Consider the following 14,036-nt stretch of genomic DNA (forward strand, 5'->3'; position numbering starts at 1 on the left):
GAGGGTCCTCGCACCTCCGTCCCAAGTACTACGCGAGCCCCCTGCCCGCCCGACGCCCTGCCTCATCCCGCCCGGAACGCGTCCGCGTGCGCGGCCGCCCACTCGGCGAACGTACGGGCCGGCCGGCCCGTCACCCGCGGCACCACGTCGTTGACCGTGCGGCCCTCGAGCGGAGTGTTGCCATAGACCTCGATGAGGAAGGCGATGGTGTCCTCGGGCATGCCGTACGACCGCCAGGCGGCCTGCGCCTCGTCGGCGGACAGCTCGACCAGCTCGACCGCGCGGCCCCGCGCCGCCGCGATCGCCTCCGTCTTGTCGGTGAGCGAGAGCACCTCGGGCCCGGTGATCAGGTACTCGCGGCCCGCGTGACCCTCCTCGATGAGCGCCACCGCGGCCACCGCGCCGATGTCGCCCTCGTGCACCATGGCGCTCAGACGGTCCGCGTAGGGCTCGCGGACCTCGTCGTTCTCCTTGATGCCGGGCGCCCACTCGAGGGCGTTCGACATGAACTCGACCGGCATCACGACCGTCCAGTCGAGCCCGCTCTCGCGCACCGCGTTCTCCATCGGCGTCTCTCCGCCGCCGTGCAGCACGGTGAGCCGCCGTACACCCGCGCGCTTCGCCAGCTCGGTGATCCGCGGGCCCGTGGTCAGCGGCGCGAACAACTCGCCGCCGAAGGTGATCAGATGCGCCGCGGACACCCCGTCGAAGGCGTCCCCCAGCGTGTCCGGGTCGGTGAGGTCGCCCCCGACGACCTCCACGCCCTCCGGGAACGCCGCACTGTCCGGACGCCGGGTCAGCACCCGGACGCGCTCGCCGCGCTCGAGCAGCTCGCGCACGATCTCGCGTCCGACGCTTCCGGTGGCTCCGGTGACAAGAACAGTCATGACGGTGTACTCCCTCTTCGACGGGGCCCGCGGCGAAGCTTCGCCGGACGGCGCCCCTCAGCGGCTCGTAGAACCACGATAGGAAGCCTTGCGGACAACTACGGTCCGCAAGAGCCGAGATGGCGGGCGGCAGCGGAGCCGCCCCGGAACTCACCCGCCCTCACGAGCGTTTCCCGGGAATGCCACCGCCCCAGGACACCCCCATCGTCCGCCCCATCACCGACGCCGACGTCCCCACCGCCGTCGACACCCTCGCCCGGTCCTTCGCCGACTACGCCTTCACCCGGCACGTCATCGCCGCGGACGGTCACGAGGACAGGATCCGACGCTTCCAGGAACTCTGTCTGACCCGCATCGGGATGGTGTACGGCCGTGCCTGGGTCGCCGACGCCGGGCGCGCGGTCGCCGTCTGGACCACCCCCGACCAGGACCCCTCTCCCGCCTTCGCCGAGATCGGCACGCTCCTCGGCGACCTCGCCGGCGACCGGGCACCCGCCTACGAGTCCGCCGACCAGGCCCTCGCACCGCACCGACCGCAGGAGCCCGCATGGTTCCTCAACACGGTGGGCGTCATCCCCGAAGCCCAGGGCCGCGGCCTCGGCACCGCGGTACTGACCCCCGGCATCGAGGCGGCCGCACGCTCGGGTCACCCGGCGTTCCTGGAGACCTCCAGCGAGCGGAACGTCGCGTTCTACAAGCGCCTCGGCTTCGACGTCACCGCCGAGACCCCGCTCCCCGACGGCGGGCCCCGCACCTGGTGCATGCGCAGGGACCCACGGTAGGGCGGGAAAGAGGGGGCGGCTCGACGTCAGAACGCCAGCTGTGCGATCTCCTCCGCCACCACCGCACAGGCGTCCGCCGCCGGATCGATCAGCGGGAAGTGCCCCGTGCCCTCGAGCATCGTGAAGCCCACGACCTCCCCCGCCTTCGCCGCCGCATCCGCGTACGCCTCCGCCACGGCCGGCGGCACCACGACATCCGTACCGCCCTGCACGACGGTCGTCGCGATTCCCGTGGGCAGCAGCGCCGACGGATCGGCGAGAGCGCGCCGCTCCTCGAACCGGGCCTCCCCACCGAGCAGTTGGACCGGCGCACCGGAACAGACGTCCAGATCGCGTGCAGTCGTGAAGTCGGCGATCGGCGCCAGCGCCACCACCCCGCGCAGCGGCAGCGGACGCCGCAGGAACCACGGCACGTCCTCGGGCAGCACATGCCGCGACGCCGCCCACAGCGCGAGGTGACCCCCCGCCGAATGCCCGGTCAGAACGGTCCTGCGGGTATCAGCCAGCGGCAGATGCTCCCGTACGAGACCGGGCAGCAGGTCGAGCGCGTTCGCCACGTCGTCGAACGTCCCGGGCCAGCGTCCGGCGACCGGATCCCCGCCCCGCACCGGCTCGATTCCCGGACCCGCGCCCTGCCGCGGGATCTCTCCCGCGGCCGGAGGCTGCGCAGACCCCCACCCGCGCCGGTACTCCACATTGGCCACCGCGAACCCCCGCCGCGCCAGGAAGTCCGCGAACGGCGACAGATGCACCCGGTCGTACGGCGCCCGCCAGGCACCGCCGTGCAGGACGACGACGAGCGGGGCAGAACGGTCCGGCTCACCCCGCGGGGCGTAGAAGTCGACCACCTGGTCCGGGTGTTCGCCGTACGCGGCGGTCGCGTCCGGGGCGACGGGAGGATGCGAGAAGGCCGATGCCTCCTCGGCCGCGTCCCGTGCCCTCGCCTCTTCGGCGCCGTCCATGTCAGACCTCTCTGCTGTATCGATGACGTTGCCGCTACGGGGGCCGGCCGGCGTCCACCGAGGCGGGCGGACGCCGGCCGGCCCCGTAGCTCCCGGGGCTCTACCCCCGCAGGATCTCCGCCAGCACCCACGCCGCACGCTCCGCCTCGGCGAAGCCCACGTACAGCGGGGTGAAGCCGAAGCGCAGCACGTCGGGAGCACGGTAGTCGCCGACCACGCCGCGCGCGATCAGCTCCCCCATCACGGCCTCCGCGTCCGCGCACCGCAGCGCGACCTGACTGCCCCGCTCCGCATGCGCCGCCGGCGTCACCGAAGCGACCCGGCCCTCGGGAACGTAACGCTCCACGCAGGTCAGGAAGAAGTCCGTCAGTGCGAGCGACTTGGCGCGCACCGCGTCCACGGACACCCCGTCCCAGACCGCGAGCGCCGCCTCGAGCGCCGCCATGGACAGGATGTCCGGTGTCCCGACCCGGCCCCGCACGGCCCCGTCGGCCGGCTCGTACCCCGGAAGCATCCCGAAGGGCTCCGCGTGCGAGTTCCAGCCGGGCAACGGCGAGTCGAACGCGTCCTGGTGGCGGTGTGCCACATACAGGTACGCGGGCGAACCCGGGCCCCCGTTCAGGTACTTGTACGTGCAGCCCACCGCGAGGTCCACGCCGTGGTCGTCGAGCCCGACCGGCAGCGCGCCGGCCGTGTGGCACAGGTCCCACACCGTCACCGCCCCGGCCGCACGGGCCGCGGCGGTCAGGCCCGGCAGGTCGTGCAGGCGGCCGGTGCGGTAGTCGGCGTGGTTGGCGAGCACCGCCGCCGTGTCCGGGCCGACCGCGGCGGCCATCTCGCCGACCGGCAGCGCGCGGACCCGGCAGCCGGTGAGCCGGGCCGCGGATTCGGCGATGTACCCGTCCGTCGGGAACGTCGCCGAGTCCACCAGGATCTCGTCCCGCCCCGCCGCGGGACCGCCCGCGAGGCGGACCGCGGCGACCACTGCCTTGAACACGTTCACACTCGTCGAGTCGCCGACCACGACCTGGCCCGGCGCAGCCCCGACCAGCGGCGCGATCAGCTCACCGATCCGCTCGGGCGCCGTCCACCAGCCGGACTCCGTCCAGGAGCGGATCCGCAGCTCGCCCCACTCGCGGGCCACCGTGTCCGCGACCTCGGCGGGTACGGACACGGGCAACGCGCCCAGCGAGTTCCCGTCCAGGTAGACCGTGTCGTCGAGCACGAACTCCGCGCGCTTGCCACGCAGTTCGTCCTTCGCGTCGTACTCCGCCGCCGACGCGGCCAACCGTTCCCGCGACGGGATCGGGCGGCGCCCCTCCTCCGAGTGCGCGGCCGACGGCTCAGACATGGCTGCGCGCCGTCCACAGCTCGGGGAAGACGTTCTTGGCGGCACGTTTCTCCAGCCAGGCGACACCGGCGGAACCGCCGGTGCCCGTCTTGGAGCCCATCGCCCGCCTGGTCGCCACCAGATGATCGTTGCGCCAGCGCCACACCAGCTCGCCGACGTCCGTCAACGCCTCGCCGAGACGAGCCGGTTCGGCGCTCTCGTCACCGGAGTAGATCTCGGCCCAGACCGCCTCGACCTCGGGCGAGGGCTCGTAGCGCTGCGACACGTCCCGGCCGGTGACCGACTCGGGGATCGCGTATCCGCGACGGGCGAGCAGACGCAGCGCCTCGTCGTACAGGCTCGGCTCGTGCAGCGCCTTCTCCAGCTCGGCGTGCACACGCGGGGCGCCCCGGTGCGGGACGAGCATCGAGGCGGACTTCTCGGCGAGCAGGAACTCCATCCGCCGGTACATCGCCGACTGGAAGCCGGAGCCCTCGCCGAGAGCGCTGCGGTACGAGTTGAACTGGGCGGGGGTCAGCTGGGCGAGCGGCCGCCAGGAGGCGTTCAGCGCGTCCAGCTCACGGACGCTGCGCTTGAGCGCGGCGACCGCGGTCGGTATGTCGTCCGAGGCGAGCGCACGGGACGCCGTCTCCCACTCGTGGACGATCACTGTGAACCACAGCTCCATGACCTGGGTGGTGACCAGGAAGACCATCTCTCCGGGATCGTCCGAAAGAGGGTGCTGGAGGTGAGTGAGGACGTCGGCCTGGACGTAGTCCTCGTAAGGGGTGGTACCCGCGAAGTCGAGATGCGGATTTTCCGCGTCGTGGGACATCGCTGTCTCCTTGATACGTGCCGGGTAGCGGTCCGCCCCTGCCGAAGCCGGCACGGGGGCCCCGGTCCCCACCGGCATCTTCGGCAACGTAACCGGAAAAGGGCAAGGCCCGCCTGGTCGACCCCGGCCGCCGGGGCCCTCCGGCGGGCCGGAAGGCCCTCGCGGGCAGTGGCAGACTTGCGGCATGACGACTCACAAGAACCTGCTCGGCGGCCCCGACCCGACCCTCCTTCCGGAGAACGAGGAGGCGTACCGGCTGCTCGGCGAGGAGTCCGCGCCACCCGAGAAGGTCGCCGCGGACTTCCCCACCTTCTCGCTCGCCTGGGCGATGCTCGCCGACGACGCCTTCGCGGCGGAACGTGTCGTGGAGTCGTACGCGTACGCCCGTACCGGTTACCACCGCGGCCTCGACGCGCTGCGCCGGGCCGGCTGGAAGGGCCACGGGCCGGTCCCGTGGAGCCACCGCCCGAACCGCGGCTTCCTGCGCTGCCTGGCCGCCCTGACCCGCGCGGCCACCGCGATCGGCGAGACCGAGGAGGCGGACCGCTGCCGCCAGTTCCTCAAGGACAGCAGCGAAGAGGCCTACGCGGAACTGAAGCTGTAACAGTTGCAGCTTCAACAGCCGTAGCTGATCAGGCCTGCGCCCGCAGGCCGCGGACCAACGCCTGGATGCCCGCCTCCACCTTGGAGCGCGGGCATCCGACATTCACCCGCACATGCCCGGCACACCCGTACGTCCCACCAGGCATGATCGCCACCTTCTCGCGCTCGATCAGCACCCGCTGCAACACGTCGTCGTCCACGCCCAACGGCCGCAGATCGATCCACGCCAGGTAACCCGCCTCCGGCGGCCGCCAGCCGAGCTGCGGGAACGCCTCGTCGAGCCGCTCCCGCACCCGCTCCAGATTGCCCCGCAGATACCTGCCGAGCGCGTCCAGCCAGGGCCCGCCCTCCCGGTACGCCGCGATGTGCGCCACGATCGAGAGCACCGCCGGGGACGAGAGCCCGTCCGCGTCCTTCAGCGCCCGCAGATACCGCTCCCGCGACTCCGGATCGCCGATCAGACCGTAACTCCCGGTCAGCGCCGGGATGTTGAACGCCTTCGAGGCGGACGTCACCACCGCCCAGCGCCCGGCACCGAACCGTGACCACGGCAGGTGACGATGCGGGGGATGCGTCAGATCGGCATGGATCTCGTCGGAGATCACCGCTACGCCGTGCCGCGAGCAGAGCTCCGCCATGGTCCGCAGCTCGTCCTCGGTCCACACATGGCCCGTCGGGTTCTGCGGCGAGCACAGCAGCAGCACCGAGGTGTCGGGCAGCGCGAGGAGACGCTCCAGCCGCTCCGTGTCGTCGACCGGGCAGCCCAGCATCCGGCGCTCGTTCGCCTCGATCGTCTTCGGGAACGCGTCGTACGCCGGCGTGTGCACGACGACCCCGTCGCCCGGCTTCGACCAGAGCCGCAGCAGCTGCGAGACCTGGTAGACGACCGAGGGGCCGTACACGACGGACTCCGGGTCGATCCCGGTGTCGTGGCGGGTGGCGTACCAGTGCCGGACGGCACCGAGGAAGTCCTCGTGCCGCCAGCGCGAGTAGCCGAGCACACCGTGCTCGAGCCGGGTCCGCAGCGCCGCCAGAACCTCGGGTGCGGTCTCGAAGTCCATGTCGGAGATGGTGAACGGCAGCAGACCGGGTACACCGAAACGGTCCTCGACGTAGTCCCACTGCGTGCACCAGGTGCCGTGTCGGTCCACCGGAGTGTCGAAGTCGTACGCGGGCACGGTGTCAGCCCACCGGGATCAGCTTGGCGATGGCGTCCTTCACGGACTGCACCTGGGGCCCGATGATGACCTGCACGGTCTGCTGGTCCAGCTTGATCACACCGACCGCGCCGAGCTTCTTGAGCCGTGCCTCGTCCAGACGGTCGGCGTCCTCGACGGTCATCCGCAGGCGGGTGATGCAGTTGTCGAGCGAGGTGATGTTGTCGGCGCCGCCGATCGCCGCCAGGATCGCGGCCGGGTCGTACTTCCCGGCCACCAGCTCGGGAGCGGGACGGTCGGCGTCGTCGGACTCGGCCGCGTCCGCTGCCGCGCCGTCGTCGTCGGCGGCGGCGTCGTCGTCATCGTCCTCACGGCCCGGGGTCTTGAGGTCGAACCGCTTGATCGCCCAGCGGAAGAGGAAGTAGTACACCGCGAACCAGACGGCCGCGATCACCGGCACCAGATACCACTTCGTGGTCGTGCCCTGCAGTACGCCGAAGACCAGCCAGTCGATGACATTGCCGTCGGTGTTGCCGATGAACACCCCGAGCACCGCCGCCGTCAGGAAGCCTAGACCGACCAGCACAGCGTGGATCAGGTACAGCCACGGGGCGATGAACAGGAACAGGAACTCCAGCGGCTCGGTGATGCCGCCGACCACGCAGGCCACCACTCCGGAGATCAGCAGCGCCTTGATCTCCGGCCGCATCACGCGCTTCGCGCAGTGGTACATGGCGAGCGCGGCGCCGGGCAGACCGCCCAGGTAGGCGGCCATCTTGCCCTGGGAGAGGAAGTGCGTGGCGGAGGTGACGTCGGCGTTCGGCGCGGAGGAGCAGTTCAGCTGGGCGTAGAACATGTTGAGCGCGCCGCTGACCTGGTCGCCGCAGACCGCACCCGAGCCGCCGACATCGGTGAACCGGAACATGGCCACCAGGATGTGGTGCAGGCCGACCGGGCGCAGCAGCACCTCGCCCATGCCGAAGAAGAACGGGCCGAAGACGCCGGTGTGCCCGATACCGCGGCCGACCGCGGTGATCCAGGAGTTGAAGACCGGCCAGACCAGCGGAATCAGCAGGCCCGCGATGCTGAGGACCAGAGCCGAGATGATGGGCACGAACCGCAGGCCGCCGAAGAACGCGAGCGCGTCCGGCATCTGCTGGGCACGGAAGCGGCGGTGCAGTACGGCCACGATGATGCCGACCGCTACGGCGCCGAGCAGGCCCGTGTCGATGGACTGCACGCCGAGCACGTCGGCGATGCCGTAATGCGCGATCTCCTTCTCGTCCTCGAAGTCGACGCCCTTGGTGGTGAGGAAGAAGTTGACCGCGAGGTTCATCGCGACGAAGCCGACGAAGCCGGAGAACGCGGCGACGCCCTTGTCCTCGCGCGCGAGGCCGAGCGGGATGGCCATCGCGAAGAGGACCGGCAGGAACTGGAAGGCGACCAGACCCGTGTTCGCCATCCACGTGAACACCACGTGGAAGCCCTGTCCCTGCAGGAAGGTCAGGTTCTCGGTGACGGCATCACTGGACAGCGAGGACCCGATGCCCAGCATGATGCCGCAGAACGCGAGCAGGGCGACCGGGAGCATGAACGTCTTGCCGAGGCCCTGGAGAAACTCCCAGAGCGCGGCCTTGGTCTTCTTCACGTGGGGGCGCTTTCGTGAGGGGTTGTACCTACGCCGGCGACGTGGCGTACGACATCGTTGTCACCCTCGGCTTTCCCACCCCCGCGGCGCAAGCGTCGCCCGCAAAGTGAGACCCGCCCGAGACCAACCTCACGGCCGCCAGGCCGACCGAACAAGCCCGTCCGGCGCTTGAGGACGAGGCCGCCAGGCCGATGCCTGGAGGCCGCGGGGCGCTGCCCCGGCCCCCGCTCCACAACCGCCGGAAGGGCTTGATTCACCGGACCTGCTGGACAGGCACGAAAGAGAGCCGGCCCCGGTGAGGGCCGAAGGCCCTACTTGATCCGCGTGCCGGCAGAGCGCAGCGCCTCGCAGGCCTGCCCCACCCTCGCGGCCATCCCCGCCTCCGCGACCTTGCCCCACGTGCGCGGGTCGTAGACCTTCTTGTTGCCGACCTCGCCGTCGACCTTGAGGACGCCGTCGTAGTTCTTGAGCATGTGGTCCGCCACGGGACGCGTGAACGCGTACTGGGTGTCCGTGTCCAGGTTCATCTTCACGACGCCGTTCTCCAGCGCCGTCGCGATCTCCTCGGCCGTCGAGCCGGAGCCGCCGTGGAAGACGAAGTCGAAGGGCGAGGACTTGCCGTACTTCTCGCCGACGCCCTGCTGCAGGTCCTTGAGGAGCTCGGGGCGCAGGACGACGTTGCCCGGCTTGTAGACGCCGTGCACGTTGCCGAAGGAGGCGGCGAGGAGGTAGCGGCCCTTGTCGCCCAGGCCCAGGGCCTCGGCGGTGCGGAGCGCGTCGTCGACCGTCGTGTACAGCTCGTCGTTGATCTCGTGGGTGACGCCGTCCTCCTCGCCGCCGGTCGGGGTGATCTCGACCTCGAGGATGATCTTCGCGGCGACGGCCTTGGCGAGCAGCTCCTCGCCGATGGAGAGGTTGTCGGCGAGGGTCTCCGCGGAGCCGTCCCACATGTGGGACTGGAACAGCGGGTTCTCGCCCTTGGCGACCCGCTCCGCGGAGATGTCGAGCAGCGGCCGTACGTACCCGTCGAGCTTGTCCTTCGGGCAGTGGTCGGTGTGCAGAGCGACCGTGATGCCGTACTTCTTGGCGACGATGTGCGCGAACTCGGCGAGGGCGACGGCGCCCGTGACCATGTCCTTGTTGTGCTGGCCGCCCAGGAACTCCGCACCACCCGTGGAGATCTGGATGATGCCGTCGCTCTCCGCCTCCGCGAAGCCGCGCAGGGCGGCGTGCAGCGTCTGCGAAGAGGTCACGTTGATGGCCGGGTAGGCGAACTTGCCCGCCTTCGCCCGGTCGAGCATCTCGTTGTAGACCTCGGGAGTTGCGATGGGCATCTGACCGCTCCTTGGTGATGTGCGAGTGAGTGCTGGGTGGCCCGGACCGGGCCCCGCACCGGACGGGGGCGACGTCATCGTCGGCCCCATCTTTCCAGACTCGGCGGATTGCTCCAGTCCCGGTGCGGCAGCGAACCGGGCGCGCGGGGCCGCGGGCGGCAGACGCCCAGGACATGCCCCGGGGCATGTCCGGAAAGCCCTAGTCCAGGCCGAGCTCGTCCTTGCCGTACGCGAACAGGTACGGGACTCCCGCGCCGTCGGAGATCTTCTCCGCGGCGCCGGTCGCCCGGTCCACGATCGTCGCGACGGCCACGACCTCGCCGCCGGCCTCACGGACCGCCTCGACCGCGGTCAGCGGGGAACCGCCCGTCGTGGAGGTGTCCTCGACGACGAGGACGCGGCGGCCCGCGATGTCGGGGCCCTCCACGCGGCGCTGCAGACCGTGCGCCTTGGCCGACTTGCGGACGACGAAGGCGTCCAGACGCCGGCCGCGTGCGGCGGCCGCGTGCAGCATCGACGCGGCGACCGGGTCGGCGCCCATCGTCAGCCCGCCGACCGCGTCGAACTCCAGATCCGCCGTCAGGTCGAGCAGCACCTGGCCCACGAGCGGGGCGGCCTCGCCGTCCAGGGTGATCCGGCGCAGGTCGACGTAGTAGTCGGCCTCGAGGCCCGACGACAGGGTCACCTTGCCGTGCACCACGGCCTTGTCCTTGATCTGCTGCAACAGATCGTCACGTGTGCCCGGCGGCACGCTTGCGTTGGCGTCGCTCATGGCTGCCAGCTTAAGCGCGCAAGGACGTCGGTGGCGTCGCGGTACCCAGCCTGTGGACAAGCATCCCGGCCGCCTCCCGCGACCTGTGGACAACCGTCCGTCAACGACCGCCTGCGGACGTCGAGTTCCCGGCCGGGCACGGGGAGGCGGCCGCAGCTCAGAGCCGGCGCCAGGTCCAGGTCGTGGCCGTCTCGAGCGGCTCGATGGGCGTGACGAGACGCGGCAGGGTGTTGAGCCCGTTCGGCGGGCCGGTCTGCGGTTCCACGCAGACGGCCTCGGGCTGCTCGTCGTAGATCACGGCCCACTGCGCCGACGAGGTAACCTGCAGCTCGAGCTGTCCCGGCCAGGTCAGCGTGACGTCCACGCCGTCCGGCATGCCGAAGCAGTCGTCCCAGGGGCCGGGCCGCGGGTCGACACGGCGGCCGGTCGGCAGGTGGTCGGCGCCGCGCTCCTCCTGCCAGGCCGCGTCGAAATCGAGCGTCACGTCCGGACCGTCCTCGGTGAGACGGCGCAGGAACCAGGGGTGCCAGCCGGCCTGCGCCGGGAACGAGTCGTCGTACGTCTCGACCCCGAGCCGGATCGTCAGCGCGTCCTCGGTCAGCTCGAAGACCTGTGTGACACGGCCCTTGTACGGCCAGGGGTCCACCAGGTCGTACGTGAACGAGGCCTGGGAGTCCGTGCGGTGCGCGGTGCGCCAGGCGCTGTCCCGGACGGTGCCGTGGATGGCGTGCGGCGGGTCGTTCACGGGCAGTTCGTGCTCCCGCGCGCCGTTCTTGAACCGGCCGTTCTCGGTCCTGCCGCACCACGGCACCATCGGGAAGCTGCCGTAGTGGTCGCCTGGGCGGAGCACCTCGGTGCCGCCGATACGGAGGCTTCCGGCACGGCAGCCGTTGCCCGCCTGCACGGTGAGCTCGGCGTCGCCCGCGGTCAGCAGGATGTCATCTCGTGTGGTCACCCTCCGACCCTAATCGGAGCCGGTGGCGGTCCTCCGGCGGTGGTCCGCCGGACGGGAACTACCGCCGGCGCCGCAGGATGCGGCCCGCGGCGACCGCGGAGACCACGAGGACGGCGGCGACGGGTGCCGCCCAGCGCAGCGTGTCGGTGGCGGTACCGCCCTCGGGCGCCGGGACCGGCGCGTACCGGCCGTGCGGCGGCGCGTGGTCGACCTCCTCGGCGCTGCGGCCGATCATGGTGCGACGGGCGTGCGCGGCCTCGGCCGGGGGCTCTCCGTACGGGTTCTCCGCGGCGAAGTCGTCGTCGGCCGACGGGTCCAGCGAGGACGGCGGCACCTCGGCGTCGAAGACGGAGCCGGACTCCAGGTGCGGATCGACGCCCGCGAAGGGCTCCGCCCCGGGCAACGGCGGGAACTCGGAGGCCGGCCCGACACCGGCTGCGGGCCCGGAGCCGTCCCGCCCCTGCGGCGCGGCGGCGGCGTCCGGAGCGTCATCCGCGCCCGGGGCCCCACCGCCGTCGGCGGCATCATCCTCGGCACCGGCGTCACGGGCGGCGTCCGCACCGGCACCGGCACTACGGGCAGCGCTGGAGTCGCTACCGGCACCGGCGTCCCGGGGAGCCGCGCCCCCCTGCTCTCCGGCACCCTCCGCCAGCCGCTGCGCGAACCGATCCAGGAGCCGGCGCCCCGCGGAAGCGACCGCCGACGGCTCGAACTCCGAGACCCGGCCCTGCGCCTTCGCGGAGCCGGAGAAGACCAGCTTCGTACCGCCGTCGGCGGGCAACAGCCGCACGGTCAGGGAGAGTTGGACGCCGCCGGTGCCACGCGCCTCGGTGGCGTCGCCGTCGACGGCGAAGGACGGCTCCGCGCCACCCGTGCGCTCCGTGACACGCAGCGCCCCGCGGTAGGTGATGCTGTGCCCCGCGATACGGACCTTGAGCCGGCCCGCGACCGGTTCGGCCCCCTCGTGGGCCTCGCGCTGCAGTCCGGGCACGCTGCGCGCGACGCGCGACGCGTCCCCCAGGGCCGCACGGACGGACTCGGGCAACACCGGAACGAACACCTCATGCTCCATGGCAGCCGAGCCTACCCACGGGCGCCCGGCCCGCACCCCCTAAGAACGCTTTCCCTTGAATCCACCCTCCGGCCCCGTACACCCGCACCCCACGACCGACCGCCCGTCACTGCTGCGCGTACCGCGGATGCGTGAGCGTCGACGGCGGCAGGCCGTCGACCCGGGTGCGTTCCGCCAGCCGTGCGCCCTGCTCGAGCGCGGACCGGGTCAGTCCGCGTCGGGGCACGGACGGGTCGAGGCCGAGTGCGGGCCTGCTCCGTCCGGCCAGCAGGAAACCCCAGTCCCTGGGCGTACGGACCGAGGCGGACGAGCGGTCGGGGCCTCCGCCGAACCCCGGCGGCCGGCCGAACGCGCAGTACGCCGTGGTCCTCAGCCCGGCCTCCCGTACGCCCGCGTCGACCGTCCAGAAGGAGCGCTGCCAGCCGTCGCCCGTGGGCCCGGCGTGCACCGCGAGCCGACCGCCGTCGGCCAGCAGCCGGGCCGCGAGGCCGAAGAACTCCTGCGAGTAGAGCTTGGAGCTGGCCGTGATGCCCGGGTCGGGGAGGTCGGAGACGACCACGTCGTACGCACCGCGGGCGGAGCGCAGCCAGTCGAAGGCGTCGCCGTGCGCGACGCGGACCCTCGGATCGTGCAGCGAGTCCTCGTTGAGATCCGTCAACTCCGGGTCCTCGCGCGCGAGTTCGACGACCTTGCGGTCGAGCTCGACCACGTCGACGCGGCGTACGCCGGGGTGGCGGAGGACTTCGCGGACGGCGAGACCGTCGCCGCCGCCGAGCACCAGTACGCGCGCGTGCGGGCCGTTCATCGCCGGGTGCACCAGGGCCTCGTGGTAGCGGAACTCGCCTGCGCCGCTGACCCGGAGGCGGCCGTCGAGGTACAGATTGAGCGGCGATCCCACGCTGCCGGTCAGGACGATCTCCTGGACGTCGCTCTGCATCGCGATCCGCACCTCGTCGCCGTACAGGGCCTTGCGCGCACTGCGTTCGAAGTCGCCGACCAGGACGGCGGCGGACGCGAGGAGGGCCAGGACCAGGAGGGAAGCGGCGAGGAGCAACCGCCGGGAACGCGCGGTCAGATCCCGCCCGAACAGGCCGAGCACCAGACCGCTGCCCGCCACCACATTGACCGCGCCGGTCACCAGCGCTCCGGTCAACTGCCCGAACAGCGGCAGCATCAGGAACGGAAAGGCGAGCCCGCCGACCAGACCGCCCACGTAGTCCGCCGCGAAGAGGTCGGCGACCGCGCCGCCCGCGTCCTGCCGTCTGATCCGCTGGATCAGGGTCATCAGGAGCGGCACCTCGGCACCGATCAGCACCCCGACCGCCAGCGAGAACGCGATCAGCAGCACCCGGGTGTGACCGCCCCACACGAATCCGGCGTACAGCGCGAGCGCGCTGCACCCGCCGACCAGCGCGAGCGCCACCTCGATCGCGCCGAACCCGACGGCCGCGTACGGCCGCAGGCGTTTGGCGAGCAGCGAGCCCACCCCCATGGCGAACACCATGAGGGAGAGCACGATCGACGCCTGGGTGACCGAGTCCCCGATCAAGTACGAGGCGAGAGCGACCAGTTCGAGTTCGTACACCAGACCGCAGGCCGCGCAGACGAACACCCCGAGCAGGACCAGGAACCGCCCCGTGCGCGCGCTGACAGGCAGTGCCACGGAACTCCCCGGCTCCCCGATCCCGGCGGGGGCATG

The 14,036-nt window shown here is 71.7% G+C and carries 13 protein-coding genes; 2 read left to right on the forward strand and 11 right to left on the reverse strand.

All coding sequences use genetic code 11. The features are described 5' to 3' along the window. Nucleotides 1-62 precede the first annotated feature (62 nt). Nucleotides 63-887: an NAD(P)H-binding protein gene (locus tag DSC45_RS33395; RefSeq protein ID WP_119295778.1), complete on the reverse strand. Its 825-nt coding sequence runs from the start codon at nt 885-887 to the stop codon at nt 63-65. Between the two features lie 179 nt (nt 888-1,066). On the opposite strand from DSC45_RS33395, the gene DSC45_RS33400 reads away from it, so the two are divergent. After that, nucleotides 1,067-1,669 (forward strand): GNAT family N-acetyltransferase, encoded by a 603-nt coding sequence (locus tag DSC45_RS33400; RefSeq protein ID WP_119295814.1) that lies wholly within the window; start codon nt 1,067-1,069, stop codon nt 1,667-1,669. 26 nt (nt 1,670-1,695) lie between these two features. On the opposite strand, the gene DSC45_RS33405 is transcribed toward DSC45_RS33400, so the two are convergent. The 3 genes from DSC45_RS33405 to DSC45_RS33415 all read right to left on the reverse strand — a co-directional run bounded on the left by DSC45_RS33405 (nt 1,696) and on the right by DSC45_RS33415 (nt 4,796). Continuing rightward, nucleotides 1,696-2,631 (reverse strand): alpha/beta hydrolase, encoded by a 936-nt coding sequence (locus DSC45_RS33405; RefSeq protein ID WP_119295779.1) that lies wholly within the window; start codon nt 2,629-2,631, stop codon nt 1,696-1,698. Between the two features lie 100 nt (nt 2,632-2,731). After that, the gene (gene kynU / locus DSC45_RS33410) at nt 2,732-3,982 is read right to left on the reverse strand and encodes a kynureninase (RefSeq protein ID WP_119295780.1); all 1,251 of its coding nucleotides are present in this window, start codon (nt 3,980-3,982) and stop codon (nt 2,732-2,734) included. Next, nucleotides 3,975-4,796, reverse strand: coding sequence for a tryptophan 2,3-dioxygenase family protein (locus DSC45_RS33415; RefSeq protein ID WP_119295781.1), 822 nt, complete (start codon nt 4,794-4,796; stop codon nt 3,975-3,977). Before DSC45_RS33415 ends, kynU begins: the two co-directional genes overlap by 8 nt. Before the next feature lie 184 nt (nt 4,797-4,980). Between DSC45_RS33415 and DSC45_RS33420 the strand changes: the two genes are divergently transcribed. Continuing rightward, a complete protein-coding gene (locus DSC45_RS33420) occupies nt 4,981-5,400 on the forward strand; it encodes a DUF3151 domain-containing protein (RefSeq protein ID WP_119295782.1) in 420 nt (139 codons plus the stop codon). A 28-nt stretch (nt 5,401-5,428) separates the two neighbouring features. Here DSC45_RS33420 and DSC45_RS33425 read toward each other — a convergent pair whose 3' ends face one another. From DSC45_RS33425 to DSC45_RS33455, 7 genes are all read right to left on the reverse strand, one after another. Continuing rightward, nucleotides 5,429-6,577, reverse strand: a complete 1,149-nt coding sequence (locus DSC45_RS33425; RefSeq protein WP_119295783.1) for a MalY/PatB family protein — start codon at nt 6,575-6,577, stop codon at nt 5,429-5,431. Between the two features lie 4 nt (nt 6,578-6,581). Then, a complete protein-coding gene (malX, locus tag DSC45_RS33430; RefSeq protein ID WP_119295784.1) occupies nt 6,582-8,204 on the reverse strand; it encodes a maltose/glucose-specific PTS transporter subunit IIBC in 1,623 nt (540 codons plus the stop codon). 311 nt (nt 8,205-8,515) lie between these two features. Then, entirely contained in the window at nt 8,516-9,538 is a 1,023-nt protein-coding gene (gene fbaA, locus DSC45_RS33435) for a class II fructose-bisphosphate aldolase (RefSeq protein WP_119295785.1), read from the reverse strand. A 199-nt stretch (nt 9,539-9,737) separates the two neighbouring features. Next, nucleotides 9,738-10,310 (reverse strand): orotate phosphoribosyltransferase, encoded by a 573-nt coding sequence (gene pyrE / locus DSC45_RS33440; RefSeq protein ID WP_119295786.1) that lies wholly within the window; start codon nt 10,308-10,310, stop codon nt 9,738-9,740. Nucleotides 10,311-10,467: 157 nt separating this feature from the next. Continuing rightward, a complete protein-coding gene (locus DSC45_RS33445) occupies nt 10,468-11,265 on the reverse strand; it encodes an aldose epimerase family protein (protein WP_119295787.1) in 798 nt (265 codons plus the stop codon). Between the two features lie 58 nt (nt 11,266-11,323). After that, the gene (locus DSC45_RS33450; protein WP_119295788.1) at nt 11,324-12,337 is read right to left on the reverse strand and encodes an SRPBCC family protein; all 1,014 of its coding nucleotides are present in this window, start codon (nt 12,335-12,337) and stop codon (nt 11,324-11,326) included. 106 nt (nt 12,338-12,443) lie between these two features. After that, nucleotides 12,444-14,000 carry a polyamine aminopropyltransferase gene (locus tag DSC45_RS33455; protein ID WP_119295815.1) on the reverse strand — a complete coding sequence of 519 codons (1,557 nt, stop codon included), beginning with the start codon at nt 13,998-14,000 and terminating at the stop codon, nt 12,444-12,446. Nucleotides 14,001-14,036: the final 36 nt, after the last annotated feature.

It is taken from the genome of Streptomyces sp. YIM 130001 (genome assembly GCF_003574445.1).
Lineage (GTDB): Bacteria > Actinomycetota > Actinomycetes > Streptomycetales > Streptomycetaceae > Streptomyces.